This window comes from Pseudomonas sp. F9001, assembly GCF_013385435.1.
In the GTDB taxonomy this organism is placed as follows: domain Bacteria; phylum Pseudomonadota; class Gammaproteobacteria; order Pseudomonadales; family Pseudomonadaceae; genus Aquipseudomonas.
In genome coordinates this window covers 94837-120544 of sequence record NZ_JACAPX010000010.1, presented here as the reverse complement: position 1 = coordinate 120544, position 25708 = coordinate 94837, and the positions used below count along the sequence as shown (strand labels likewise).

25 protein-coding genes are annotated in these 25708 nt (G+C 61.4%); 14 read left to right on the top strand and 11 right to left on the bottom strand.

Annotation, left to right across the window (positions count from 1 at the left end; all coding sequences use genetic code 11):
- The first annotated feature begins 8 nt into the window (after positions 1-8).
- The 4 genes from HX818_RS08490 to HX818_RS08475 all read left to right on the top strand — a co-directional run bounded on the left by HX818_RS08490 (position 9) and on the right by HX818_RS08475 (position 6894).
- Positions 9-1490, top strand: a complete 1482-nt coding sequence (locus HX818_RS08490) for a mannitol dehydrogenase family protein (RefSeq protein ID WP_177019830.1) — start codon at positions 9-11, stop codon at positions 1488-1490.
- Between the two features lie 146 nt (positions 1491-1636).
- The gene (gene xylB / locus HX818_RS08485) at positions 1637-3118 is read left to right on the top strand and encodes a xylulokinase (RefSeq protein WP_003215305.1); all 1482 of its coding nucleotides are present in this window, start codon (positions 1637-1639) and stop codon (positions 3116-3118) included.
- Between the two features lie 12 nt (positions 3119-3130).
- Complete coding sequence (locus tag HX818_RS08480; protein ID WP_177019829.1) at positions 3131-4069, top strand: carbohydrate kinase; 939 nt, start codon at positions 3131-3133, stop codon at positions 4067-4069.
- 158 nt (positions 4070-4227) lie between these two features.
- Positions 4228-6894 carry an autotransporter outer membrane beta-barrel domain-containing protein gene (locus HX818_RS08475; protein WP_177019828.1) on the top strand — a complete coding sequence of 889 codons (2667 nt, stop codon included), beginning with the start codon at positions 4228-4230 and terminating at the stop codon, positions 6892-6894.
- A 2-nt stretch (positions 6895-6896) separates the two neighbouring features.
- On the opposite strand, the gene aqpZ is transcribed toward HX818_RS08475, so the two are convergent.
- A complete protein-coding gene (gene aqpZ / locus HX818_RS08470) occupies positions 6897-7589 on the bottom strand; it encodes an aquaporin Z (RefSeq protein WP_177019827.1) in 693 nt (230 codons plus the stop codon).
- Positions 7590-7867: 278 nt separating this feature from the next.
- Between aqpZ and HX818_RS08465 the strand changes: the two genes are divergently transcribed.
- Positions 7868-8128: a DUF2790 domain-containing protein gene (locus tag HX818_RS08465; protein WP_003215297.1), complete on the top strand. Its 261-nt coding sequence runs from the start codon at positions 7868-7870 to the stop codon at positions 8126-8128.
- 162 nt (positions 8129-8290) lie between these two features.
- On the opposite strand, the gene HX818_RS08460 is transcribed toward HX818_RS08465, so the two are convergent.
- Together HX818_RS08460 and ilvA are read right to left on the bottom strand one after the other, a co-directional pair.
- On the bottom strand, positions 8291-8566 hold the full coding sequence (locus HX818_RS08460) for a DUF1652 domain-containing protein (RefSeq protein ID WP_003215295.1): 276 nt from the start codon (positions 8564-8566) through the stop codon (positions 8291-8293).
- A 505-nt stretch (positions 8567-9071) separates the two neighbouring features.
- A complete protein-coding gene (ilvA, locus tag HX818_RS08455) occupies positions 9072-10091 on the bottom strand; it encodes a threonine ammonia-lyase, biosynthetic (protein WP_177019826.1) in 1020 nt (339 codons plus the stop codon).
- 258 nt (positions 10092-10349) lie between these two features.
- On the opposite strand from ilvA, the gene HX818_RS08450 reads away from it, so the two are divergent.
- Both HX818_RS08450 and map read left to right on the top strand, forming a co-directional pair.
- On the top strand, positions 10350-10553 hold the full coding sequence (locus HX818_RS08450; protein WP_003215288.1) for a ParD-like family protein: 204 nt from the start codon (positions 10350-10352) through the stop codon (positions 10551-10553).
- Positions 10550-11305: a type I methionyl aminopeptidase gene (gene map / locus HX818_RS08445; RefSeq protein ID WP_177019825.1), complete on the top strand. Its 756-nt coding sequence runs from the start codon at positions 10550-10552 to the stop codon at positions 11303-11305. Before HX818_RS08450 ends, map begins: the two co-directional genes overlap by 4 nt.
- A 135-nt stretch (positions 11306-11440) precedes the next feature.
- On the opposite strand, the gene HX818_RS08440 is transcribed toward map, so the two are convergent.
- A complete protein-coding gene (locus HX818_RS08440; RefSeq protein ID WP_008430799.1) occupies positions 11441-12382 on the bottom strand; it encodes a magnesium transporter CorA family protein in 942 nt (313 codons plus the stop codon).
- 6 nt (positions 12383-12388) lie between these two features.
- Positions 12389-13975 (bottom strand): RimK family protein, encoded by a 1587-nt coding sequence (locus tag HX818_RS08435; RefSeq protein ID WP_003215278.1) that lies wholly within the window; start codon positions 13973-13975, stop codon positions 12389-12391.
- A gap of 94 nt (positions 13976-14069) precedes the next feature.
- Here HX818_RS08435 and HX818_RS08430 point away from each other — a divergent pair, with 94 nt between their 5' ends.
- Complete coding sequence (locus HX818_RS08430; protein ID WP_177019824.1) at positions 14070-15170, top strand: GNAT family N-acetyltransferase/peptidase C39 family protein; 1101 nt, start codon at positions 14070-14072, stop codon at positions 15168-15170.
- Here the strand turns inward: HX818_RS08430 and sfnG are convergent.
- A complete protein-coding gene (gene sfnG, locus HX818_RS08425) occupies positions 15154-16245 on the bottom strand; it encodes a dimethylsulfone monooxygenase SfnG (RefSeq protein WP_087692696.1) in 1092 nt (363 codons plus the stop codon). The two genes, HX818_RS08430 and sfnG, sit on opposite strands and share 17 nt — an antisense overlap.
- Positions 16246-16508: 263 nt before the next feature.
- On the opposite strand from sfnG, the gene HX818_RS08420 reads away from it, so the two are divergent.
- Complete coding sequence (locus tag HX818_RS08420; protein WP_177019823.1) at positions 16509-17744, top strand: acyl-CoA dehydrogenase family protein; 1236 nt, start codon at positions 16509-16511, stop codon at positions 17742-17744.
- On the opposite strand, the gene HX818_RS08415 is transcribed toward HX818_RS08420, so the two are convergent.
- Together HX818_RS08415 and HX818_RS08410 are read right to left on the bottom strand one after the other, a co-directional pair.
- On the bottom strand, positions 17741-18526 hold the full coding sequence (locus HX818_RS08415) for a sulfite exporter TauE/SafE family protein (protein WP_008430805.1): 786 nt from the start codon (positions 18524-18526) through the stop codon (positions 17741-17743). The genes HX818_RS08420 and HX818_RS08415 overlap by 4 nt on opposite strands.
- Before the next feature lie 82 nt (positions 18527-18608).
- Entirely contained in the window at positions 18609-19388 is a 780-nt protein-coding gene (locus tag HX818_RS08410) for a class I SAM-dependent methyltransferase (RefSeq protein ID WP_003215268.1), read from the bottom strand.
- 137 nt (positions 19389-19525) lie between these two features.
- On the opposite strand from HX818_RS08410, the gene HX818_RS08405 reads away from it, so the two are divergent.
- The 5 genes from HX818_RS08405 to HX818_RS08385 all read left to right on the top strand — a co-directional run bounded on the left by HX818_RS08405 (position 19526) and on the right by HX818_RS08385 (position 23335).
- Positions 19526-20047, top strand: a complete 522-nt coding sequence (locus HX818_RS08405) for a DUF3455 domain-containing protein (RefSeq protein ID WP_003215266.1) — start codon at positions 19526-19528, stop codon at positions 20045-20047.
- A 70-nt stretch (positions 20048-20117) separates the two neighbouring features.
- Entirely contained in the window at positions 20118-20645 is a 528-nt protein-coding gene (locus tag HX818_RS08400) for a sigma-70 family RNA polymerase sigma factor (RefSeq protein ID WP_087692699.1), read from the top strand.
- A complete protein-coding gene (locus tag HX818_RS08395) occupies positions 20642-21325 on the top strand; it encodes an anti-sigma factor domain-containing protein (RefSeq protein ID WP_008430808.1) in 684 nt (227 codons plus the stop codon). The genes HX818_RS08400 and HX818_RS08395 overlap by 4 nt, the downstream gene beginning before the upstream one ends.
- A gap of 114 nt (positions 21326-21439) precedes the next feature.
- Entirely contained in the window at positions 21440-22693 is a 1254-nt protein-coding gene (locus HX818_RS08390) for a chloride channel protein (protein WP_003215260.1), read from the top strand.
- Positions 22694-22780: 87 nt separating this feature from the next.
- Positions 22781-23335, top strand: coding sequence for a UPF0149 family protein (locus HX818_RS08385; protein ID WP_008430812.1), 555 nt, complete (start codon positions 22781-22783; stop codon positions 23333-23335).
- Positions 23336-23405: 70 nt separating this feature from the next.
- Here the strand turns inward: HX818_RS08385 and HX818_RS08380 are convergent, their stop codons facing one another.
- From HX818_RS08380 to HX818_RS08370, 3 genes are all read right to left on the bottom strand, one after another.
- A complete protein-coding gene (locus HX818_RS08380; RefSeq protein WP_102369181.1) occupies positions 23406-24035 on the bottom strand; it encodes a lytic polysaccharide monooxygenase auxiliary activity family 9 protein in 630 nt (209 codons plus the stop codon).
- Between the two features lie 212 nt (positions 24036-24247).
- Entirely contained in the window at positions 24248-24601 is a 354-nt protein-coding gene (locus tag HX818_RS08375) for a DUF1428 domain-containing protein (protein WP_177019822.1), read from the bottom strand.
- 114 nt (positions 24602-24715) lie between these two features.
- Complete coding sequence (locus tag HX818_RS08370; protein ID WP_003215249.1) at positions 24716-25615, bottom strand: LysR family transcriptional regulator; 900 nt, start codon at positions 25613-25615, stop codon at positions 24716-24718.
- Between the last annotated feature and the right edge of the window lie 93 nt (positions 25616-25708).

The window sequence follows — 25708 nt, the reverse complement described above, 5'->3', positions numbered from 1 at the left end:
ATTTCCCGATGAAACTGAACAAGCAAAACCTCACGCAACTGGCGCCCGAAGTGCAACTGCCGGCCTATGCGATTGCCAATACCAGCCAGGGCATCGCGCACATCGGCGTTGGCGGGTTTCACCGCGCCCACCAGGCGTATTACACCGATGCCTTGATGAATACCGGCGTGGGCCTGGACTGGAGCATTTGTGGTGTGGGCCTGCGCAGCGAGGACCGCAAGGCGCGGGACGACCTGGCCGGCCAGGACTACCTGTTCACCCTGTATGAACTGGGCGACACCGACGACACCGAAGTGCGCGTGATCGGCTCCATCAGCGACATGCTGCTGGCCGAAGACGGCGCCCAGGCGTTGATCGACAAGCTGGCCAGCCCGCAGATTCGCATCGTCTCGCTGACCATCACCGAAGGCGGCTACTGCATCGACGACAGCAACGGCGAGTTCATGGCCCACCTGCCGCAGATCCAGCATGACCTGGCCAACCCGGGCTCGCCGAAAACCGTGTTCGGGTTTATCTGCGCGGCGTTGACCCAGCGCCGGGCCGCCGGGGTGCCGGCATTTACCGTGATGTCCTGCGATAACCTGCCCCACAACGGCGCCGTGACTCGCAAGGCGTTGCTGGCCTTCGCCGCGCTGCATGACGCTGACCTGCACGAGTGGATCAAGGCCAACGTGAGCTTCCCGAATGCGATGGTCGACCGCATCACGCCAATGACCAGTACCGCGCACCGCCTGCAACTGCATGACGATCACGGCATCGACGACGCCTGGCCGGTGGTCTGCGAGCCGTTTGTGCAATGGGTGCTGGAAGACAAGTTCGTCAACGGCCGCCCCGCGTGGGAGACGGTGGGCGTGCAGTTCACCGATGACGTGACACCGTATGAAGAGATGAAGATCGGCCTGCTCAACGGCAGCCACCTGGCATTGACGTACCTGGGCTTCCTGAAGGGCTATCGCTTCGTCCACGAGACCATGAACGACCCGTTGTTCGTGGCCTACATGCGCGCCTACATGGACCTGGACGTCACGCCCAACCTGGCGCCGGTTCCGGGTATCGACCTGACCGAATACAAGCAGACCCTGGTGGACCGCTTTTCCAACCAGGCGATTGCCGACCAGCTGGAGCGCGTGTGTTCCGATGGTTCGTCGAAGTTTCCCAAGTTCACCGTACCCACCATCAACCGCCTGATTGCCGATGGTCGCGAGACCGAGCGTGCTGCGCTGGTGGTGGCGGCCTGGGCGCTGTACTTGAAAGGCGTGGATGAGAATGGGGTGATCTACCGCATTCCAGACCCTCGCGCCGAGTTTTGCCAGGGGCTGGTGACGGAAGATGCGTTGATCAGCAAGCGGCTGCTGGGGGTGGAAGAGATTTTTGGTACGGCTATTCCCAACTCGCCCGAGTTTGTGGCAGCGTTTGAGCGGTGTTTCGAGAGCCTGCAGGATGTGGGTGTGAGCAAAACGCTGGAGCGGCTGCTCGCCAATCTCAACTGACGGAACCGAATCAAAAATGTGGGAGCGGGCTTGCTCGCGAAAGCGGTGGATCAGTCAATATTTGCATAACTGACACACCCTATTCGCGAGCAAGCCCGCTCCCACATTGACCGAGTTCTCCATAACAATAGGCTGAGCGACCTACCATGACCCAGCAAAACCTCTACCTCGGCATCGACTGCGGCACCCAGGGCACCAAGGCCATCGTGCTGGACGCCAGCAGCGGCAAAGTCCTGGGCCTGGGCGCCGCCAGCCACACGCTGATCAGCGGTGCCAATGGCCGCCGCGAACAGCACACCCAGGAGTGGCTGGACGCGTTTACCGAAGCCACTCACCGCGCCTTGCAACAGGCCGGGGTGGACGGCCAGGACATCCTCGCCATCGGCGTTTCCGGCCAGCAACACGGCCTGGTGTTGCTGGATGACCAAGGCCAGGTGCTGCGCCCCGCCAAGCTGTGGTGTGACACCGAAACCGCGCCCGAAAATGATCGCCTGCTGCAACACCTGGGCGGTGAAAGCGGCTCCCTGGAACGCCTCGGCGTGGCCATCGCGCCGGGCTACACCGTGTCCAAGCTGCTGTGGACCCGCGAACAGCACCCGGAGGTGTTCGCACGGATCGCGCATATCCTGCTGCCCCACGACTACCTCAACTACTGGCTCACCGGCCGCGCCTGCGCCGAATACGGCGATGCCTCCGGCACCGGTTATTTCAACGTGCGCACCCGTGAATGGGACCTGGCACTGTTGCGCCACATCGATCCCGACGGGCGCCTGGAAGCTGCGCTGCCCGAGTTGATCGAGGCCAACCAGCCAGTGGGCACCATCCTGCCAGCCATCGCCGAGCGCCTGGGCATCAACCCGAATGCGCGGGTGTCCAGCGGCGGCGGCGACAACATGATGGGCGCCATCGGCACCGGCAATATCGCCCCCGGCGTGATCACCATGAGCCTGGGTTCATCCGGTACCGTGTATGCCTTTGCCGATCAGGCCAATGTCAGCCCGCAGGCGTCGGTGGCGACTTTCTGTTCATCCAGCGGCGGCTGGCTGCCGTTGATCTGCACCATGAACCTGACCAACGCCACCGGGGTCATCCGCGAGCTGTTCGACCTGGATCTGGCGGCGTTCAACGGGTTGGTGGCCCAGGCACCGATCGGCGCCGACGGCGTGAGCATGCTGCCGTTCCTCAATGGCGAGCGGGTGCCCGCCCTGCCCCACGCCACCGGCAGCCTGCACGGCCTGACGATGACCAATCTGACCCGCGCCAACCTGTGCCGCGCCGTGGTCGAAGGCACTACCTTCGGCTTGCGCTATGGCCTGGACCTGCTGCGCCAGACCGGCCTGCAAAGCCAGAGCATCCGCCTGATCGGTGGCGGCTCGAAAAGCCCGGTGTGGCGGCAGATGGTCGCGGATATCATGAACACCGAAGTGGTCTGCACCGAACAAAGCGAAGCCGCAGCCCTGGGCGCGGCAATCCAGGCCGCGTGGTGCCAGTCCGGTGAAAGCCTGGCGCAGTTGTGCCAGCGCTGCGTGAGCGTCGACGCAGCCAGCCGCACACTGCCGGATGCCGGCAGCGTCAGCGCCTACCAGCAGGCTTATGAGCGTTATCAACAGCACGTGGCATCCCTTTAAGAGCGAACGAATATGTATTTGGTATGTGGCGAAGCGCTGTTTGATTTTTTCAGCGAGGACGATGCCAGCGGCAAGGCATCCAGGGTCAATTACAAGGCGATTGCCGGCGGCTCGCCGTTCAACGTCGCGGTAGGCTTGCGTCGACTGGGAATCGACGCGGGCTTTTTCGCCGGGATCTCCGACGACTACCTGGGCCGACGCCTGTTGCAGGTGCTCAAGGACGAAGGCGTGGGCGAGGATTACCTCGTGGAATTCTCAGCGCCCACCACCCTGGCAATGGTCGCAGTGGGCGCCAATGGCTCACCGCAATACAGCTTTCGCGGTGAAGGCTGCGCCGACCGCCAGTTGCAACTTGAGCATCTACCGGCGTTGGGCGACGAAGTGCGTGGCGTACACATCGGCTCGTTCTCACTGGTGGTGCAGCCGATTGCCGACACGTTGCTGGCCCTGGTACGCCGGGAAAGCGGCAAGCGCCTGATCAGCCTCGACCCCAACGTACGCCTGAACCCGGAGCCGAACATCGAGCTGTGGCGCGCCCGCGTGGCCGAGCTGGTCAAGCATGCCGACCTGATCAAGGTCAGTGACGAAGACCTGCACCTGCTCTACCCCGGCCAAACACCGGAAAGCGTCCTGCAGGGCTGGTTGCAGCACCGTTGCCAACTGGTGTTCCTGACCCGCGGCGGCGACGGCGCGACGGTGTTCAGCCGCCAGCACGGCAGCTGGTCGGCGCCAGCGGTCAAGGTGGTCATGGCGGACACGGTAGGGGCTGGCGATACCTTCCAGGCCGCGTTGATTGCCTGGCTGACCGAGCAGCAACTGGACTCGGTGGAGGGCCTGCAACAGCTGACCCGGGAGCAGATCAGCAGCATGCTCACCTTCGCTATCCGCGCCGCGGCACTCACCTGCAGCAAGACCGGTCCGGACCTGCCCTATCGTCGTCAGCTGGACTGACAAATACGCGGCAAAAAAATCAATATGCCACTATGTAAGCCACGTATCACGTGGCTTACAGCCCTGCGGTTATCTGTCCGAAAATTCTGCATTGTGTAAAAAACTGTACTAGACCCAAGAAACATGTGCAGTTTTTATAACAAAAACAGGGCAGATCCATGCGCAATAAACGGACTTTTCAGCCTCGCGCCGTGTTGGCTGTCGGCATCCTCTCACTGCATTACCTGGCCCCCCAACAAGCCCTGGCGGCTTGCGTGCTCACCCCGGGTCCTGGCAACGATGCCTACACCTGCGACAGCGGGAGCAGTCCGACTGGGCTTACGGACCTTGCCGGCAATAACACCCTGACCCTGCCCGCAGGCGGCACGGGCACCATCAACGGCAATATCACTTTCGGCGCCGGCACTGATTTCGTCGACATGAACTCCGGGCGCATTGTCGGGAGTATCACCCAGGGCGACGGTGCCGATCGCTTCCAGATCAGCGCCGGCACCGTGACGGGTGCGGTTTCCCAGGGCAACGGCATTGATGATTTCGTGATGAGCGGCGGGCAGATCCAGTCCCTGGCCCAGGGCGATGGCCGCGACACGTTCCTGATGACCGGCGGCACCATCGTCGGCGCTTTCGAGGATGGCGACGTGGCCCGGCAAACCGCAGGCACCATCGGCCGGGTCGACATGAAGCTCGACAACAACATCTACGACATGTCCGGCGGGTCGATCCTCGGCAACCTGGTGACCGGTTTCGGCACGGATACCATCATCGTCTCCGGCGGCAGCATCGGCGGCAATATCAGCACCAGTGGCGGCAACGACAGCATTACCGTCAGTGGCGGCGTGATCAACGGCGAGATCCGCGCCAGTGTCGGCAACGACACACTCAACTGGCTCAATGGCGGCCAGATCAGGTCTGCGGTGCTGATGGGCGATGGCGACGACACCGCGCTGCTCAGCGGCCTCAACGAAAACCTGCTCGGCACGACGCCTTCGATTGACGGCGGCCTGGGCAACGACCAACTGACCTTCGACAACACCACTTCCAGCACAGCCGCCCGCTATATCGGCTGGGAAACGGTCAACCTCAACAACAACTCGCGTTTCGACCTGGCCGGCGACTTTTTCCTCGGCGACAGTGCCAGCAATACCGGCACCTTCAACATCGATGGCAGCAGCACCCTGGGCGTGACGCAAGGCAGTATCCGCCCCTACACCGCAGGCGCACTGGCCACCCTGAATAATGCCGGCACCATCGACATGACCAGCCGCAGCAACAGCGCCACCGATACGTTGACGGTGTACGGCAACTACGTCGGCAACAATGGGCAGCTTTGGTTGCAAACCGTGCTGGGCGACGAGAACTCGGCCACCGACAAACTGGTAGTGTCTGACGGGACCATCAGCGGGCACACACAAATGACCGTGAGCAATCTCGGCGGCCTGGGCGGTCTCACGCAAAACAGCGGGATCGAAGTGGTGCAAGCCCTCAACGGCGCCACCAGCAGCACCGATGCGTTTGCCCTGAAAGGCTCGGTATCCGCCGGAGCTTATGAGTATCTGCTGTTCAAAGGGGGTGTCACCGCCGGCACGGAAAATAACTGGTACTTGCGTTCGTCGGTGGTCGCCGTGCAGCCACCGGTGGTGCCACCTGTCCCGCCGACGCCACCGGTGGCGGTTCCCGTGCCGCCGATCCCGCCGGTGCCCCCCGTGGTCGCGCCGGATGAACCACCCGTGGAGCCACCGACCTCGCAACCCGTCGCCCCGGTCGAGCCCCCTGCTCCACCGCCCAGCCAGGTCGCGGCTGCCACCTCGCCGGAGTCGGCAGCGAGCAACCCGGTGTTGCCTGCCGCCATCGCCGGGGCCGAGCCGATTCCGTTGTATCGCCTGGAGGTGCCGGTGTACTCGGTGGTCGTCCCGGCCGCGCAGTTGATGACCCTGCAAGCCCTGGGCACCTTCCACGACCGCCAGGGCGAACAAAGCCTGCTCAGCGAGACCGGACCGGTTCCGGCGGGCTGGGGCCGTGCCTATGGCAGTGACTTCAACAAGAGCTGGTCGGGTACGGTATCGCCGAGCTTCGACGGTTCCATCAAGGGCTATCAAGTGGGCCATGACCTCTACGCCTCCGAGACCAGCGGCGGACAGCTCCAGCGTTTCGGCCTGTTCATCGGCCAAAGCCGCCTGCAAGGTGACATCAAGGGCTTTTCAATGGGCTTCCAGGACAACCGCTCCGGGCGGGTCAAGCTGGATGGCGATAACTTCGGCGCCTACTGGACCCTCACCGATCCCAAGGGCTGGTACGTTGACCTGGTGGCCATGGGCACGCGCTTCGACGGTGACAGCAAGTCCGACCGTGACGTGAAGATCGACAACAAGGGCCACGCCCTGGCCCTCTCGGCGGAAGCCGGCTACCCGATTACCGTCTCCGAACACTGGGTGGTGGAACCCCAGGTGCAGGTGATCAACCAGCAGATTGACATGGACCACCAGAATGACGGCATCTCCAAGGTTTCATTCGATTCCCAGGACTACTGGACCGGCCGCCTCGGTGCACGCCTGAAGGGGCGTTACCTGGTGCAGAACACCCCGATCGAACCGTATGTACGAGCCAACGCCTGGCGCACCTTCGGTGGCAGTGACACGGTGACCTACGACGACGTGGACCGGATTAAAACCGATCACAAGTCATCCACTGCCGACCTCGGTGTGGGCGTTGTCGCCAAGTTGTCGTCCACCGTCAGCGTGTACCTGGCGGCGGACTACAACACCCAACTGGACAGCAACACGCTGGAGGGTTTCAGCGGTAACGCCGGGGTACGCATGAGCTGGTAGGCTTACGCCTCCCGGGGGCAGTTAACCGCGCGGGCAACGATGGCGCCCACCACCGCACCCGCTATCGGTGCCGCCCAGAATAGCCACAACTGCATCAGGTATTCCCCGCCGGCAAACAATGCCGGCCCGGTGCTGCGCGCCGGGTTGACCGAGGTGTTGGTGACGGGGATGGCCACCAGGTGAATCAGCGTCAGGGTCAGGCCAATGGCAATCGGCGCAAATCCGACAGCCGCACCCGGGCCGGTGACACGCATGATGATGAACACAAAAAAGAACGTCGCCACCGCCTCGACCACCAACGCGGCCAGCAGGCTGTACTGCCCGGGGCTCAATTGGCCATAGCCGTTGGCGGCGAAAGCGCCCACTTCAAACCCCGGGCGGCCACTGGCGATCAGCGCCAACACGGCGGCGGCGACTATCGCACCGGCCACCTGGGCAATGATGTACGGCACCACGTCCCCCCCCGGCATCCGGCGTCCCACCCACAAGCCGATAGTCACCGCCGGGTTGAAGTGCGCACCGGAAATACTGCCCACCGCGTAGGCCATGGTCAGCACCGTCAAGCCAAAGGCCAGGGCGACACCGGCAAAGCCGATCCCAAGCTCCGGAAACGCCGCGGCCAGTATCGCGCTGCCGCACCCGCCGAAGGTCAACCAGAACGTCCCAAGAAATTCTGCTGCGATTTTCTTTTGCAAACCAACTCCACCCAATGCCAACGCCATCCGATTGATGGACCCGGCGGCGACGGTAGCAAGCGGGGTTAACCGGCTCGTATCAGACTTTTCCGGTTAAAGCGCGCGAGATATCGACGGTGCTGAAGATGAAGCTTTTGTCAGTAAAGCCTCACTTAATCGATGGTTAATCCCCCGGGACGACAGTTGAATCGACCGCACTCGCACGGCTCCAGCCGTTGCCCAGGGCGGCCGCGGCTCATCACGTTGTTGAGCCTGCGAACGACTTGCGGAGAAACACCATGAAACTGCGTACGTTAATGCTCGGCGCTGCACTGGCCCTGACGGCTGTAACGGGGATGGCGCAGGCTGACACCGCACCCGTGATCACGCCTTACCACTACGGCGAGAAGATGGATGTGCAGAAGGTACTTGCGATGCACGAACCCGACACCAATGTCTGCAAAGTGATCAACGCCGATATCAAGTTCGTGGACAGCCAAGGGAAAGTCCAGGACGTGGGTTATCGCAAAATGTCCGAGGCGTGTGATTTCCAGAACTGATGTGATTGCAGCGCCGTTGCAGGGGTGAGCGAGCTCGCTCCTGCGGTCGCCAGGCGTTACCCTTGCCGGCCGCTTCACGGCCGAAAGGATCAAGGAAACGGCGTTGGGCCTGGCATTTATCCAGGCCCGCAAGTCTTCACTGACTGAAGCTCAACCGTCCGTTTAATAGAAAGGACGCGCGCCGGCTCGTTTGAGGGCCGGGGCCTGGGTGTGGGTATGCTTGAGGTCTTCACGCAACTCGGTAATCAAGTTGCAGATCGCCCGACTGCTGTCGAGCTTGTTGGCGCATATGCCGGTGACCACCAGGTCGACCCGGTCATGATCGATCTCGTGATAGACCTTGACCGTCAGCGAGGCGTCCGACGCCTTGGTGACTTCACAGCGCTTGGGCAGAAAACTTCCTTCAATGATGCCGCGTAGTTCCAGATCCGAAAGCATGGCCGACCTCTCCTTTTATGAGATTGCCAATCGATTGTTATCAATATTCTTATTGCTGGCGACCGTGATGAGACGTTCACCTTTTTGCGCCTTGCCAGCCCTGGCAGACGGCTTCACGTACCCAGCCTACTAGGCCGTTCAGAGTTGCGTTGGATCCTTTCCTCATAAGCGACAACGTTACTTATATAAGTTACGTGGCAGACGGCCATTAACCCGTTCGTTTGGGGGATCAGCAGCGGTATTTGTTGCTCATTCAGAGTTGTAACAGGATCTTATGAAGCATTAAACATGCCGCCGGGCATGGCCTGCCAAGGCCCAGGAAAATCGGCATATTCGAACGAAATACCGGCCACCGACTCATGCATCCTGCAATAAGCACCGGTTGGCGTCATGCAAATTGAAAGACTGTAAAAACAAGCGCCTTCCCGAAACTATCTCCAGCGGAAATAAACACCCTCCAAACGGGTGGCTGCGACTAACATTAAATTTTCATTAGATTAAACGTTTAATCTGTTTGAGCCGCCACTCGTTCGGCAACATGTCGCAAACTATCAAAGTTAATATTGGCCCCCGAGTTGATCGCCACCCATGTTTGTCCCTGGATCCCGGTCTTCGCGACATGCTTGCGGATACCCGCCACCGCCAGCGCCCCCGAAGGTTCGGTAATTGATCGCGTATCGTCGTAAATCAGCTTGATGGCGCTGCACAGTTCGTCATTGCTGACGGTGATCACCTCATCCACGTGGTGTCGGCAGATTTCAAAACCATGGGCGCCTATCTGGGCCACGGCAGTCCCGTCGGCAAAGCTGTCGACGCTCGGCAGCACCACCCGGCTCCCTGCGCGCAAGGCTGCCAGCAGGCAACTGGAGCCTTCGGGCTCGACGCCGACGATGCGCACTTCGGGGCGCAGGTATTTGACGTAGGCCGCGATACCGGCGATCAATCCGCCGCCGCCCACGGGGACAAAGATCGCGTCCAGCGGGCCCTGCTGTTGGCGCAGCACTTCCATGCCCACGGTGCCCTGCCCGGCAATCACGTCCGGGTCGTCGAATGGCGAGACAAAGGTACTGCCGGTGGCCTCGGCCAGTTGCAACGCGTGGGCCAGGGCAAATGGAAAGCTAACCCCGTGCAACACTGCCTCGCCGCCTCGGGAGCGCACGCCCAACACTTTCAACTCCGGGGTGCTGCACGGCATGACAATCGTCGCCTTGATCCCCAACTCCCGCGCCGCCAATGCCACGCCCTGGGCATGATTACCCGCAGAAGCAGTGATCACGCCTCGCGCCTTTTGCTCGGCACTGAGCTGCATCAGTTTGTTGTAGGCGCCACGAATCTTGAAGGAAAAGGTCGGTTGCAGGTCTTCGCGCTTGAGCAGGATCTGATTGCCCAGCAATGCCGACAGCGCCGGCGCCACCTGCAACGGCGTACGCACCGCCAGGTCGTAGACCGGGGCGGCCAGGATCTTCTTCACATAGTGCTCAAGCAATCCCGAATCCTGGGGCTGGCTCGCGGGGCGGGTACTCATGGATGTCTCCTGGGTGTTTGCAGGGCCCTGAAGACGGAAAAACAAAACCCGCCTCTAGGGCGGGTTTGGGTACAGCCGAGCGCTATCCCGCCAAATGAGGAATGGCGGTAATAATGCTTGGCTGGCAACGAAAGGTTTGAAATGTCATGAATCAAAATTAACCGGCGCCACCGGGCAAGTCAATGGCGAAACGCCAGGCTTTACGTGGAGCATACGAAACGTATACGCTTTGTATATCAACTCTGCACAGTGAAGCTCATGGGCATCGTCAAGATCACCGACCAATTGCACGAACAACTCCGTCTGGCCAGCGCCACCATGGACCGTTCCATCAACGCCCAGGCCGAGTTCTGGATCAAGATCGGCCTGCTCGCCGAACTCAATCCACACCTGGCCTATAACGACCTGATCAACAAACTGTTGCTGGACAAGCCCGACCTGATCCGGGGGCGCAGCGAATGATCAAGACCACCGAACAACTTGCCGTGATGCGCGAATCCGGCCGTCTGTTGGCCCAGGTGTTTACCATGCTCGACGGTTTTGTCGCCGCCGGCCAGTCGACCCTGGAGATCGACAGCGCGGTGGAAGCCTTCATCCGCAATAACCTGCAATCGCGACCGGCGAGCCTGGGCCAGTACGACTATCCCTTCTGCATCAATACCTCGATCAACGAGGTGGTGTGCCATGGCATGCCAAGCGCCAAGGCCGTGCTCAAGGACGGCGACATCGTCAACATCGACATCACCCTGGAGAAAGGCGGCTATATCGCCGACTCCAGCAAGATGTACATGATCGGCAATGTCTCGCCCAAGGCCCGGCGCCTGGTGGAAATGACCTTTGAAGCGATGTGGGCCGGCATCCGCCAGGTCAAGCCCGGCGCACGCCTGGGGGATATCGGCTACGCCATCCAGAACCATGCCCAGAGCAACGGCTACAGCGTGGTGCGTGAATATTGCGGGCATGGCATTGGCCGCGAGATGCACGAAGACCCGCAGGTCCTGCACTTCGGCCGCCCCGGTACCGGGCTCGAACTGCGTGAAGGCATGGTGTTTACCATTGAGCCGATGCTCAACCAGGGCAGCGCCAAGGTGCGCAGCTTGAAGGATGGCTGGACGGTGGTGACGCGGGACAACAGCTTGTCGGCGCAGTGGGAACATACCGTGGCGGTGACGCGGGATGGGTTTGAGGTGCTGACGTTGCAGCCGGACGTCTGAATGGCGCACATCCCCTGTGGGAGCGGGCTTGCTCGCGAAAGCGGTGTGACAGTCGCCATCTACAGTGACTGATCCACCGCTTTCGCGAGCAAGCCCGCTCCCACATTTAGACCTCAGTGATATTCAGGATTTTAGTCATACTGCCTTGTCACCACTCCCCGCAATCCGCTTCAACCCCAGCACCATCAACCCCGCCCCGAGTCCCATCGCGGCCATGAACAACGGGTACGAAATCCACCACGGCGTGCCCGCCGTCATCATGCTGAACTCTGACATCCCGCCCACGCTGGCGATCAGGTTCAACGGCAGGAACACCACGTTGATCAACGTCAGCTTGCGCAGCAGGTTGTTCATGCTGTTGTTCATCAGGTTGCCCCGGGCGTCGATCAGCCCGGAGAACACGTTGGAGTAAATCTCCGCCTGCTTGTAGCACTGGTTGTTCTCGATAATCAGGTCATCGATCAGGCCCAGTGTTTCAGCGCTGAAATGTTCCTTTTCCCCATGGTTGCGCAGGCGCGTCAGCACCGCGCCGTTGCTGTGCAGGGCGTTGATGTAATAGATCAGGCTTTCGCTGAGGTTGAACATCTGCATCAGGTGGCGATTGCTCATCGATGCATTGAACTGCTGCTGCAGTTCCCGGGCGACCATCTTGATCACCTTGAGGTGGCCCAGGTAGTGATGGATGTTGTTGAGCAACAAGTCCAGCAACACATCCAGCGGCGTGCGCAATGGCCGGCGCGCACCCAGCCCGGAGAGCTGGCTGTCGTCGGTGGCGATCACCAGGAGTTGGTCCCCGGAAAACAGCAGGCCGCAGGACGATACTTCAAACACCAGGTTGCCGCCGCCCGAATAGTTCTCCGGGCGCTTCCAGATCAGGAACAGGTTATCGGGGTGGAACTCGATGCGCGACACTTCGTCCGGGTCCAGCGCCGAAGCCAGGGCATGTTCATCGAGCTTGTAGCAGTCGCGCAGGTACTTGCGCTCGTGGGGGTCAGGATTGCTGAACAGCAAGACATCCCCGCCGTCCCCCAGGCTGTTGTACAACTTGCCATCGGTTAATTCAAAGCGCTGGATCATCGCGCGTCACCACACCTGGCCTTGACGCTTCAACTCCAGGCGTCGCACGAACTCTTCCAGTACCAGGGAATACAAGTCGTCTTGCAGGTAGGCATCTTCGATGCCGGCGTCCATGTTGGGGTTGTCGTTGACCTCGATCACCACCACCTTGTCGCCGGATTGCTTGAGGTCGACGCCGTACAGGCCGTCGCCGATCAGGTTGGCGGTTTTTACCGCCAGTTCCACCACCGCCTTGGGGGCTTCGTGAACCGCCAGGGTGCGGCACTCGCCGTTGATGTCCTGGCCGATGGCCTTGTGGTTGTAGATCTGCCAATGCCCCTTGGACATGAAGTACTGGCAGGCAAAGATCGGTTTGCGGTTGAGGACGCCGATGCGCCAGTCGTACTCGGTGTAGAAAAATTCCTGGGCCAGCAGCAACACGGAATGCTCGAACAGTTCGGCGGTGGCGGTCAGCAGCGCTTGCTGGCTTTCGACCTTGATCACGCCGCGGGAGAAACACCCGTCGGGGATCTTCAGCACCAGCGGGAAGCCGAGGCGCTCACCCACCCTTTCGAAATCTTCGGGTCGCTCCTTGTAGAGAATTTCGGTGGCGGGCATGCCCAGTTGATGGCTTTTCAGCAGGTCCGTGAGGTAGACCTTGTTGGTACAGCGCAGGATCGAGGCCGGGTCGTCCATCACCACCAGCCCTTCGCTTTCGGCCTTTTTCGCGAAGCGATAGGTGTGGTTGTCGACACTGGTGGTCTCGCGGATCAGCAGGGCGTCGTATTCGGCCAGGCGGGCGTAGTCCTTGCGTTCGATCAGTTCCACGTCGATGCCGAGCCCCTTGCCGACCCGGACGAAATTTTCCAGGGCGCGGGCGTTGGACGGCGGCAGTTGTTCCTGCGGGTCGTGCAGGATCGCCAGGTCATAGCGGGCCAGACGGCGGGAGCGCGGTTGACGCCAGATCTTGCGGCTGAAGTTGTCCAGGGCATTCGCGAATTGGTCTTCCTGGTCATCACGCAATTTGTGCAATACGCCAGACTTGATGCCTTCGATGTGCCAGCCGTTATTCTTGCGAAACTCAACTAACAGGATCGGACAGGGAAACGCTTCAAACAATTGGCGGGCCAGATCCTGCAAGGGTTCAATATTGGTCCGGCCAAAGTAAAGTGTCAGGGTAAAGCCTTCGGTGTTGCTGTAGAGATGATGACTCAAGGCTTTATCGAGGGTTTTATCGAGGTCATCCAGTGCCAGGCCGTACAGGGACTTTTTCGTCAGTTCGCTGATGGTGCGCACCGACGGAATCACCTTGTGCCCCCGCGCCTCGGCCAGCAGCGAGCAGTAATAGCCGTGCCCCAGGTACTTGTAGCTGCGGCACAGGTTGATCACCTGCACGCGCTTGCCCGTCTCGTTTTCCCGGGTTTGCTCAAGGTATTCCTGGGCGGTGACGATGTCTTCGCTGGGGAAGTACGAGGCCCAGTCTTCCTTGCGCTCGACAATGATCACGACTTGACTTGCACTCTTGGGAGGGCTGGAAAAATAACCGTTGGAAGTTATTGTCGCCGCCACTGTTTGCTCGGATACTTCACGCCAATGACCTTGTACCGCTGACATATTGATTGATCCGCTTTAGAGAACTAGACCTTTTCTATTAAGCACGATCTTTTAGAGAAGTCCCGTTTCGTTACGCAACTTTTACGGCGGTCACATGGCTCTTTCCTTTCGCGTTGCAACACCCGATGACGTGCCTGCATTGGTGGCATTGGAACAGCACTGTTTCACCACGGACCGGCTCTCCACCCGCAGCTTCCAGTGGATGGTCAGTCGCGCCCACGGGCAACTGCTGGTGGCAGAAAAACACGGCGAATTGCTGGGCTACGCCCTGGTGTTGTTCCACCGTGGCACCTCGCTGGCGCGCCTGTACTCCATCGCCATCGCCGAGTTTTCCCGGGGCCTGGGCCTGGGCAAACAACTGCTGACGCGCATCGAAGCCTGTGCGGTGGAGCATGACTGCGCCTACCTGCGCCTGGAAGTGCGTACCGACAACCCCGGCGCCATCGCCCTGTATGAGCGCAACGGCTACCGGCGCTTTGCCCTGGTCAACGACTACTACGAAGACCACGCCCCGGCCCTGCGCCTGGAGAAACGCATCCTCCAGCACCAGGACGCGCGCGCCTTGAGCGTGCCCTATTACCAGCAAACCACCGACTTCACCTGCGGCGCCGCCAGCCTGCTGATGGCCATGGGTGCCCTGGAACCTGCGCGGGTGGCCCAGCGCCGGGAAGAACTGCAGATCTGGCGCGAGGCAACCACCGTGTTCATGACCGCCGGCCATGGCGGTTGCAGCCCCCAAGGCCTGGCACTCGCCGCCTGGCGCCGGGGCTTTCGGGTGCGCATGCAGGTCAATGTCAGCGGGCCGTTGTTTCTCGACGGGGTACGTGATCAGCATAAAAAAGACGTCATGCGTTTGGTGCATGACGCCTTCGAGGAAGAGTTGGCCTTGAGCGACGTTGAGCAAGTGCTCGGCGGCCCGCTGGATTTACCCCAGGTGCTGCGGGACGGTGGGCAGCCGCTGGTGTTGATCAGCAGCTACCGGCTCACACGCTCCAAATCGCCCCATTGGGTGATCGTCACCGACTGCGACGAGGACTTCGTCTACCTGCACGACCCGGACGTGGACCACAGCCAGCATCGCCAGCCCATGGACTGCCAGCATCTGCCGGTCAGCCATGGGGAGTTCGAGCGAATGTGCCGGTTCGGCAATAACAAATTGCGGGCAGCGGTGGTGGTGTTCAGGCGACTTGCTTGATCCCGGCCTTGGCTTCCAGTTCGCGCACCAGCGGTAATACACGCTTGCCGAAGTATTCCACTTCTTCCTGAAAGTGCAGGAAGCCGGCCAGTACCAGGTCCACGCCGACCGCCTTCAAGGCGACGATGCGCTCGGCGATCTGCTGCGGGGTGCCGATCAGGTTGGTCTTGAAGCCGTCGTTGTATTGCACCAGATCCTCGAAGGTCGACTTGGCCCAGTTGCCCTCACCTTCCGGTGACGCCTTGCCCGCCTGTTTCGCCGCATCGCCAAACGCGTTGACGGCTTCCGGGTCGGCCTGCTCGATGATTTGCGCGAGCACGGCGCGGGCTTCTTCCTCGGTGTCGCGAGCGATCACAAACGCATTCACACCGACTTTCACCGAATGGTTATTGGCCGCCGCCTTGGCGCGAATGTCATCGACCTGGGCCTTGATGCCTTCCGGGGTATTGCCGTTGGTGAAGTACCAGTCCGACACCCGTGCCGCCATGTCCCGCGCGGCCCGCGAACTGCCACCCTGGAAGATTTCCGGGTGGGGCTCGCCCAGTGGCTTGGGCTTGAGGCTGTAGTTGTCGAAGCGGTAGAAATCACCCCGGAAGGTGAAGTTGTCCTGGGTCCAGATGCCTTTCAGGGCGCGGATGAATTCCTCGGAACGGCGATAACGCTCGTCATGCTCCAGCCAGTGTTCGCCGATGGCCTGGAACTCGCCCTTGAACCAGCCGCTGACGATATTGACGGCTACGCGGCCGTTGGTGAGTTGGTCGATGGTTGCCAGTTGCTTGGCCGCCAGCGCAGGTTGCCAGGGGCCCGGCAGGATTGCCGCGATCACCTTGAGCTTGGTGGTGGCCGCCAGCAACGCGTGGCTGAACGCGACCGACTCATGCTGGTATTCGGCGCCATAACCGGCGGTGAAACGAATCTGTGTCAGGGCGTATTCAAAGCCGGCTTCTTCAGCCAACTGCGCCAGCTTGCGGTTGTAGTCGATGCCCCAGTGGGTGCGCTGTTCGATCTTGCTGACCACCAGCCCTCCGCTGACGTTGGGCACCCAGTAGGCAAATTTGACGGCTTGCTGACTCATTGGACTGTACCTCGCGGATTGGCATGTACGAGGTGTGGAGCAGCAACTGTGCCAGTCGGCGTGAGAGGCCCGCACTACCGGCCTTCGAGCGCGGAAACAGGCGAAAAGCAGCCTGCTCCGAGCTGTCATGGATTGCAGCGGTTTGTCGTTTTGCTGTTGCAGGAACAACAGTTGAATCGGCACCCGTCCCGTAAATACGTGCCTTCGCGCCCGGCATGGACCGTGCAATAGCTCACCTATCTCACTGCCCAGGAACCGTCCCCATGACCGAACATCACGTGATCAATCCACTGTCCACCGGCGTCGATTATCACGCCCTGGCCGAACGCTTCCGGCCGATTTTCCAGCGCATCGCCGAGGGTGCCGTAGAGCGCGAACAAACCCGCGCCCTGCCCTACGAGCCGATCCAATGGCTCAAGCAAGCCGGCTTTGGCGCCGTGCGCGTCCCGGTGGAATACGGCGGTGGCGGCGCCTCCCTGCCCCAGCTATTCGAACTGCTGATCGAACTGGCCGAAGCCGACTCCAACGTGCCCCAGGCCCTGCGCGGGCACTTCGCGTTTGCCGAAGACCGCCTGAATGCCGCCCCCGGCGCGGCGCGAGACCTCTGGTTCAAACGCTTTGTCGACGGTGACATCGTGGGCTGCGCCTGGACCGAAATCGGCAGCGTGGCCATCGGCGATGTCGTCACTAAAGTCAGCCCCGACGGCGACAAATGGAAACTCAACGGTGAAAAGTTCTACAGCACCGGCAGCCTGTTTTCCGACTGGATCGACGTCTACGCCCAACGCAGCGACACCGGCGGCGATGTGATTGCCGCCACCCGCACCCGCCAGCCCGGCGTGGTGCAAAGCGATGACTGGGACGGCTTTGGCCAACGCACCACCGGCAGCGGCACCTCGCGTTTTACCGATGCGGTGGTGGAGGCGGAAAACGTCATCGACTTTGCCACGCGCTTCAAATATCAGACTGCGTTCTATCAGTTGGTGCTGCTCGCCACCCTCGCCGGCATCGGCCGCGCGGCCCTCAAGGATGTGGCGCATCAGGTGCGCAGCCGCAAACGGATCTACAGCCATGGCAATGCCGCCCATGTGAGCCAGGACTCGCAGATTCAGCAGGTGGTGGGTGAAGTTGCAGCACTGGTATACGCCGCCGAAGCCAGCGCATTGAAAGCCGCAGTTCCAGCGCAGCGGGCTTATGTGGCGCGGTTCGGTGGGGACGATGCCGTGGAGCACGAAGCCAATGTGGCCGCCGAAATCGAATCAGCCACGGCGCAGGTGGTGGTCTCGGAACTGATCCAGCGCGCCACCACTGAACTGTTCAACGCACTGGGGGCTTCGGATGTGCGCCAGGGCAAAGCCCTCGACCGGCACTGGCGCAACGCCCGCACCGTGTCGTCCCACAACCCGGTGATCTACAAGGCGCGGATTGTCGGCGACTGGGTGATCAACCGCACCGAGCCGCCGTTCGTGTGGCAGATCGGCAATGGGCCGGCGCGTTAAAACGCCAGCTTGAAGCCGATCATCACCAGCATGAACGCCAGGCAAGGACGCAATATCCCGTCCGGAACCTTGCCGGCCATGTGGCTGCCGACATAAATCCCCGGCAGCGAGCCCAGCAACAGGAAGCCCAGCAGGGTCCAGTCCATGTTGCCCATGCTGGCGTGGCCGAGGCCGGCGACCAGGGTCAGCGGCACGGCGTGGGCGATTTCGGTACCCACCAGGCGCTTGGTGGCCAGGAACGGGTACAGGATAAACAGCGCCACCGTGCCCAGGGCACCGGCGCCGATGGAGGTCAGGGCCACCATGGTACCGAGGACAGCGCCGGTGATGATGGTCAGCGCATTGAGGTTGCGCGGCGCCATCTTGTAGTCGTCGCCGGCATGCCGCTGGGCAAAGGCCAACAGCTTGTTCTTGAACAGGATCGCCGTGGCCGTCAGCAGCAAGACCACGCCCAGGGACTGCTTGATCACCGCGTTCAAGGCGGCGGGGTCGGTGTCCAGGCTCTTGAGAAACCACAAGGTCAGCAACACGGCGGGCACGCTGCCCAGGGTCAGCCAGCCGGTGATGGTCCAGTCGATGTTGCGATTCTTGCTGTGAACCAGCACCCCGCCGGACTTGGTGATGGCGGCGTACAACAGGTCGGTGCCCACGGCGGTGGCCGGGTTGATGCCGAACCAGAGCAGGATCGGCGTCATCAACGAGCCCCCGCCTACACCGGTCATTCCCACGATAAATCCAACAATCAGGCCAGCAATCGAGAAACCAAAATTACCTACATCCATTACCACTACCTGCGGCCTTATAAAATTCTGGCCGCAGCATAGCGATTTTTCTTATAACTACTTATATCAAAACGATCTGACTTTATGCCTTTCTGATCAGCCGCTGGCTGCGATAAGCCTGGGTCTGGTACGGAAACGCAACCGTCTCACGGCCGCGCAAGGCCGGATGCGTGTTGATCAGCGACTGCAACTGCTCAGTCACCTGCGCCTTTTCTGCCGGTGGCAATGCGGCGATAAAGCTCACGGAAAGGAAGCGGTCCATGATCACTTCCTGGGGGCTGCCGACATGGCTGTAGGGGAAGCAAGTCATTTCGGGGGCGGAAAAATACTCGCCGGTAAAGGCCTCGCGCCAACGTCCGGTATGAAAGCGCGGTGTGTCGCCCTCGTAGGGCGTGATGATTTCGGTGATGGCCGCGACCCAGTCCACCGACTCATCCCGCACATTCCAGATCAACCCAAGGCGACCGTCCGGCTTGAGCACCCGGTGAATTTCCGCCAGGGCCGCTTCCGTGGAAAACCAATGGAACGCCTGGGCACACACCAGGGCATCAGCGGTGGCCGCCTCCAGGGGGATGGCTTCAGCGGTGCCCGACAGCAGGCGCACCTGGGGCAGCAGTTTGTGCAACTGCGCGCCCATTGCCTCCACCGGCTCCACTGCGATCAACGTCGGCGCCACGGTGCTGAGCAAGCGGGTGAACTTGCCGGTGCCGGCGCCCAGGTCGATGACCGTGGAGTGGGGATTGATCTGCAGGGCGTCGGTGAGCCAACCCGTGAGTTGCCGTGGATAGTCCGGCCGGCCTTGGGCGTACGTGACGGCCTGAGTAGAGAAACCCTGTTGAGCAGACTTGTGAACACCGGTCATCGTCAATCTCTCCTCTGGTAGTGCGGGGGCCCACAGTGTGCGCCCTTGAAGATTTATTTTCTAATCGCTGCATCCGTTTGCGCGTGCCGTGGGTAGTACAGGTAGCAGCGCCTTGCTGCCCTTATGGAGAGACACCGATGAACGCCAAAGCCCTGTTCTGCGTGACCTGCCTGTTCGCCGCTGCACCGACTGCCTTTGCCCAGACCGGTTTACCCGACAGCATCAAGGTGCCGGACGGCCACAAGGTGACCATGGAAACCACCGGAGTCGGCGAAATCACCTACGAATGCCGGGACAAGGCCAATGCTGCCGGCCAGACCGAATGGTTTTTCGTCGGGCCCAAGGCGGTGCTCAATGACCGCAGCGGCCAGCAGGTCGGTAGCTACTTCGGCCCGCCGGCCACCTGGCAGGCCAAGGACGGTTCGAAAGTCACCGGCACCCAGTTGGCCGTGGCGCCGTCCAGCCCTGGCAACCTGCCTTATCAACTGGTCAAGGCCAACCCCGCCGAAGGCAAGGGCGCGATGAGTGGCGTCGCGTATATCCAGCGGGTGGCCCTCAAGGGCGGCGTGGCGCCAGGCACGGAATGCACGGCGGCCAACAAGGGCAAGCAGGAAGTGGTCAAGTACCAGGCCGACTACATCTTCTGGGCGGCCAACTGACCAGATTCGTCTACGCTGCTGCGAAAGCGCCCCGGGCTCACCGCCGGGGCCTCCACCTGGGAACCTGTCTTTGCCTGAAGCCGATTTTGACTATCAAGCCTGCCTGCTGGCCTGCGCCCGTGGCGAACAACCGGCCTTGCGCCGGCTGTATCAACAGGAAAGCAGCCGGCTGCTGGGGGTCGCGTTGCGCATCGTGCGTGACAAGGCGGTGGCCGAAGATATCGTGCATGACGCCTTCATCAAGATCTGGAACGGCGCGGCCAGTTTTGACCCGCACAGAGGCTCGGCCCGCGGCTGGGTATACAGCGTGACCCGGCACCTGGCGCTAAATGCCGTGCGCAGCAATGGACGCGAAGTGCCCCTCAGCGAAGAGCATGAAAGCGCAGAGCGCGCTGACACCTTCGACTATCAGGCGCACTCGGCGCGGATCTACAGCTGCCTCGAACAACTCGACCCGGCCCGCCGCAACTGCATCCTGCATGCGTATGTAGACGGTTATTCCCACAGCGAAATCGCGCACAAACTCGGCACCCCGCTGGGCACCGTGAAAGCGTGGATCAAACGCAGCCTCGCGGCATTGCGTGAGTGCATGGCATGAACAGCATCGACGAACTGGCCAGCGAATACGTGCTGGGCACCTTGCCCACCGAGCAACGCACCGAGGTGGAACAGCGCCTGGCCACCGATGCCGACTTGCGTGCGGCAGTGGACGCCTGGGAACAGCGCCTGCTGCCACTGACTGGACAGGCAGCCCCGGCAACGCCTTCGGTGTATTTATGGCGACGCATCGAGCGCAGCCTGGGGCATTCAGCCACCCGGGACTCGCCGGTCTCATGGTGGAACAGGCTGGCGTTGTGGCGCGGACTGGCCGGCGCCGGCATCGCGGCGAGCCTGGTATTGGCGACACTGCTGTTGACCCGTACGGCCGCCATCAACCCGACCGCGTATGTGGTGGTGCTGGTAGCCCCGCAAAACCAGGCGCCGGGCTGGGTAATCCAGGCGAGCAATACCCAGGAAATCCAGCTGATTCCACTGGGCATCATGGAAGTACCGGCAGACAAGACGCTGCAGTTCTGGACCAAGGGCGAAGACTGGCAAGGCCCGGTGTCGCTGGGATTGGTCAAGCCTGGGCAGACCTTGTCTGTGCCCCTGGACAAACTCCCGCCACTGGCGCCGAACCAGCTGTTTGAGCTGACCCTGGAAAATCCCGGCGGGTCGAAAACCGGCAAGCCGACAGGTCCGATTCAGGCAATTGGCCGGGCCGTTAAAGTAATCTGAACGTAATGCAATGTTGTGGAAGGCCAGTTCGCGCATGTGCATTACATCTCGGGGCTATGGCGTCACCATTGCGCTATAGAATCGGGCTCGGAAACCCGGCTCCCTGGACCCTTCATGCCCTCAAAAACCCGTTCGCTGCTGATTCTCGCACTCGTCGTCATCTTCACCGGCATAGGCGCCGGCCTGGGCGGCATGCTCCTCGCCTTGCTGCTGCACGGCATCCAGCATCTGGCCTACGGCTACAGCCTCGACAGCCTGATCAGCCATGAAACCTTTTTGCTCGGCGTCACCGCCGCCGCGCCCGAACGCCGGGTGCTGGTGCTGATCACCTGTGGCCTGGTGGCCGGTGTGGGTTGGTGGTTGATCTACCGCTATGGCCGGCCACTGGTGAGCATCAAGCAAGCGGTCTCCGCCCAGGCACCGATCATGCCGCCCAAGACCACCCTCGCCCACGCCGTGCTGCAAATCATCACTGTGGCCCTCGGCTCGCCATTGGGCCGTGAAGTGGCGCCACGGGAAGTCGGCGCGCTGGCCGCCACCTGGTTGTCACAGCGGGCGCGACTGGCGCCGGACATGCACCGGCTGATCGTCGCCTGCGGTGCGGGCGCCGGGCTGGCGGCGGTGTACAACGTGCCGTTGGGCGGCGCGGTGTTTGTGCTCGAAGTGTTGGTGGGTGTGTTCAGTTGGCCGGCGGCAGTGATTGCGTTGGCCACCTCGGCCATCGGTGCATCGGTGGCCTGGATTGGCTTGGGCGCAGAGGCGCAATACGTGGTGCCGCACTTTGTGCTCAGCCCTGGCTTGATCGCCTGGGCGCTGGCCTGCGGGCCGGTGTTTGGCCTGGCCGCCTACGGATTCACCCGGCTGACCGGCGCGGCCCGCAGCAACGCCGCCCGAGGCTGGCGGTTGCCGGTACTGTCGTTGATCAACTTCACGATCATCGGGGGCCTGGCGATTTTCCTGCCGCAGATCCTCGGCAACGGCAAGGGCCCGGCGCAACTGGGCTTTGACAATGAGCTGACCATCGGCCTTGCCGCGGTGCTGCTGGTGGTCAAGGTACTGATCACTGCGAGCAGCCTGCGCGCCGGTGCCGAAGGCGGTTTGCTGACCCCGGCGCTGGCCAACGGCGCCCTGCTCGCCATCATCCTCGGCGGCGCCTGGAGCCTGCTATGGCCCGGCGTGCCGCTGGGGGCGTTCGCGATCATCGGTGCGGCGGCGTTCCTGGCATCGAGCATGAGCATGCCGTTGACGGCAATCGTGCTGGTGGCGGAATTCACCCGCATCGACCATGACTTCCTGGTGCCGATCATTCTCGCGGTGGCAGGTTCGATGTGCATGAGCAAGCTGTGCGTCCTGTGGGAAAAGCGTTGAAGAAGCTGGATTAAAACCCCGACACGCGCCATCCTCCGCGCTTTGAGCCGCCCCATCAGCGGCGTTCCACGCACAAAGGATATGCCCATGCACGACCAACCCCTCGCCCCCGCCGATTTCGAGTTCATCGACGACACCCTGCTCAAGTACGGCGACGACCATTCGGTGCTGAACCTGGCCGAGCTCGACGGTTACTTCACCGCCCTGGTTTCAAGCCCCGCGCAGGTGGAGGTTGCCGAATGGTTCCCCGGTATCTTTGGTGGGCAGAACCCGGATTGGGAAAGCCCGGAAGAAGCTGGCCAGTTCCTTGAACTGTGCGTGCGCCATATGAACGCCATTGCCACGCAACTGGCGACCGACGCCCAGGGTTTCAAGGCACGTTTCGAGGAAACCGAGCATCAGGACCAGCCACTGACCCTGGCGGAAGAATGGTGCTTTGGTTATATCCGTGGCGCCGCTATCGGCAACTGGCCAGAGCTGCCTGCCGAACAGGCCGGGCAACTGGAAAAGATTTCCTGGTGCGCCGAGCAGGACAACTTTGAACTGCCGGCAGACCTGGATGTAAATGCCCATCAGCAACGGGTAGCCGCTATCGAACCGGCCGCCCGTGCGTTGCACGACTACTGGTTGGCCCAGCGCTGAACGCAACACCTGTGGCGAGGGAGCTTGCTCCCTCGCCACATTTATGTTGTTCCTCCAGGTTCAGTTGCCGCTAGTTGAAATCGACGTCAAACGCCTGATAGAACGCATTGCCGGTGTTGGCCACGATCCACATCAACACCAGCACATGCCGGCCCTTCTTGCCCTTGGGCAATGTCACCTGATGTTCAACCTTGGCCTTCAGTTCAGCCGAGTGCTGGTAATACGGCACCTGGGTATAGAAGTCCTCGAAGAACGGTTTGGGCTCCAGTTGAGCGCGGCTGATGCGCTGCTTGGGGTCCCAACCGTCCTTGGTGATCAACCAGCGATAGCCACGGGTCACGTGCGCGGCGGTGTAAGCCCACTGCACCTTGAATACCTGGCCGGCTTCAACATTCAACAACGGCCAGTTAAACGGGGTGTTGAGCTTCTTACCCATTTCTTCGTCGGTGAAGTTCACGCAGTCGCGGGCATCGGTCTTGCCGCCGCTGAGGATGTGCCCGTCGGCGGGGGGCGTGACGCTCTGATCGTCAGTTTCGTAAGGTGCCGGAAACGGGCCGGCGTTGAGGGCCGGGAAGTTCTTGCCGCCTTCCATTTCGTTGACTTGCCAGTTTTCCAGCAGGCCACGCTCTACCGCCACCGAGCCACGACTGGCGGGTGTCACGACGCGACCATGCCTGAGTTGAGTCTGGGGTTTGTTCATTTCAGTCACTCCTTGATTGAAGACTTCCCCTCATGGGAAGCGCCTTGAACTTAGCCCACCTCGCCGGGTTGTCTACCCGACGTTTCTGTCAGACAAATCGCGTCAAGTCCTTGTTTTGCAGAGTTTTCGCACTGGTCTTGCACCAGAGTTATCGTCGGTCCTACCCTGCGACAGGCGATCGGACTACAGCCGCCGTCCATGAACGCCTGGCCTCAGGTGTTGAGGATCATCTCAAATCCGCCATAGATCATCCGTTGCCCATCAAACGGCATCGGATTGACGTCTGCCTTCAGGCGCGGGTCTTCCATCACCTTGCTCATCCCGGCGTCACGCACCTGCCGCGACGGCCAGACGATCCAGGAAAACACCACGGTTTCATCCTCCTTGAGCTTGACCGCCATGGGAAACGAGGTCACCTGCCCCTGAGGTACATCATCGCCCCAGCACTCGATGATATTCAGCGCACCATGTTCCTTGAACACCACGGCGGCGGCCTTGGCGTGCTGGATGAATTGTTCGCGGTTTGCGGTGGGCACTGCGATCACACAGCCATCTACGTAAGACATGATCACTCTCCTGATTCGACGGGTTGTTCTGCCTGTAGTCGATCAATCAGGCGCTCAATCGACATCAACGTGGGAAATGTCGACCAGTGGTGGTTTCACGATTGCGATGCCGGGTTAAGACGTCCCACGTACCAACGGCATATTGGCGACAATAAATTCAATAAACACCCTCAGCTTGGGCGGCACCTGCCGCCCCGACGGCCACAGCAGGTTGAACTGGCCGCCCTCACAGGTGTAATCCCCAAGCACCTCCACCAGATGCCCGGCCGCGAGTGCCTCGCGCACCACGAAGTCGGCCGCATAAGTCAGGCCCTGGCCTTGCACCGCCAGCTCCATGCGTCCTTCCACCGAATTGCAGATCATCGAGCGCGGCAGCTCAAGCTCCAGCGCTCGCTCGTCGCGGCGCATCTGCCAGGCCTGGAGTTTGCCGGAGGCGGGAAAGCGGAAATGGATGCAGCGATGTGCGTGCAGGTCTTCCGGGCAACGCGGCGTTCCGTTCCGAGCCAGATAATCCGGGGAGCCAACGACCAACATTCGATAGGTGCCCAGCGGACGCGCCGACAGCCCGGAATCCTTCGGCACGCCGCTGCGGATCACCGCGTCGAAACCTTCGGCAATCACGTCCGCCAGGCGGTCGTTGAAATCCAGGTCCAGCTGGATCTGCGGGTACAGCGCCTGGAACTCGCCGAACATCGCCAGGAATGGCCGCGCAATCATCGGCAGGCCAACCCGCAGCGGGCCCTGGGGCGCGACAAGGGTTTGCGACAGCTCTTCACCCGCCACTTCCAGCTCCGCCAGTACCCGCCGGCAGCGCTCGACAAACTGCGTGCCCTGGGCCGTGAGGGTGATGCTGCGGGTGCTGCGATGAAACAGCCGCACACCAAACTTTGCTTCCAGCCGGGCGATGCTCTTGCTCACCGCCGACGCCGAGATGCCCAGCGTCCTGCCAGCGCCGACAAAACTGCGGGCTTCAGCTGCCGCGACAAACACGCCGATGGCATTCAGGCTTTCCATACGCTTACCCATTAAGGACTCTGGAGTCCATTCTAAACAGAACTAAGGCCTGTTTTTCCGCTAATTGTTCACGCCTATGGTGGTGGCTCGTTC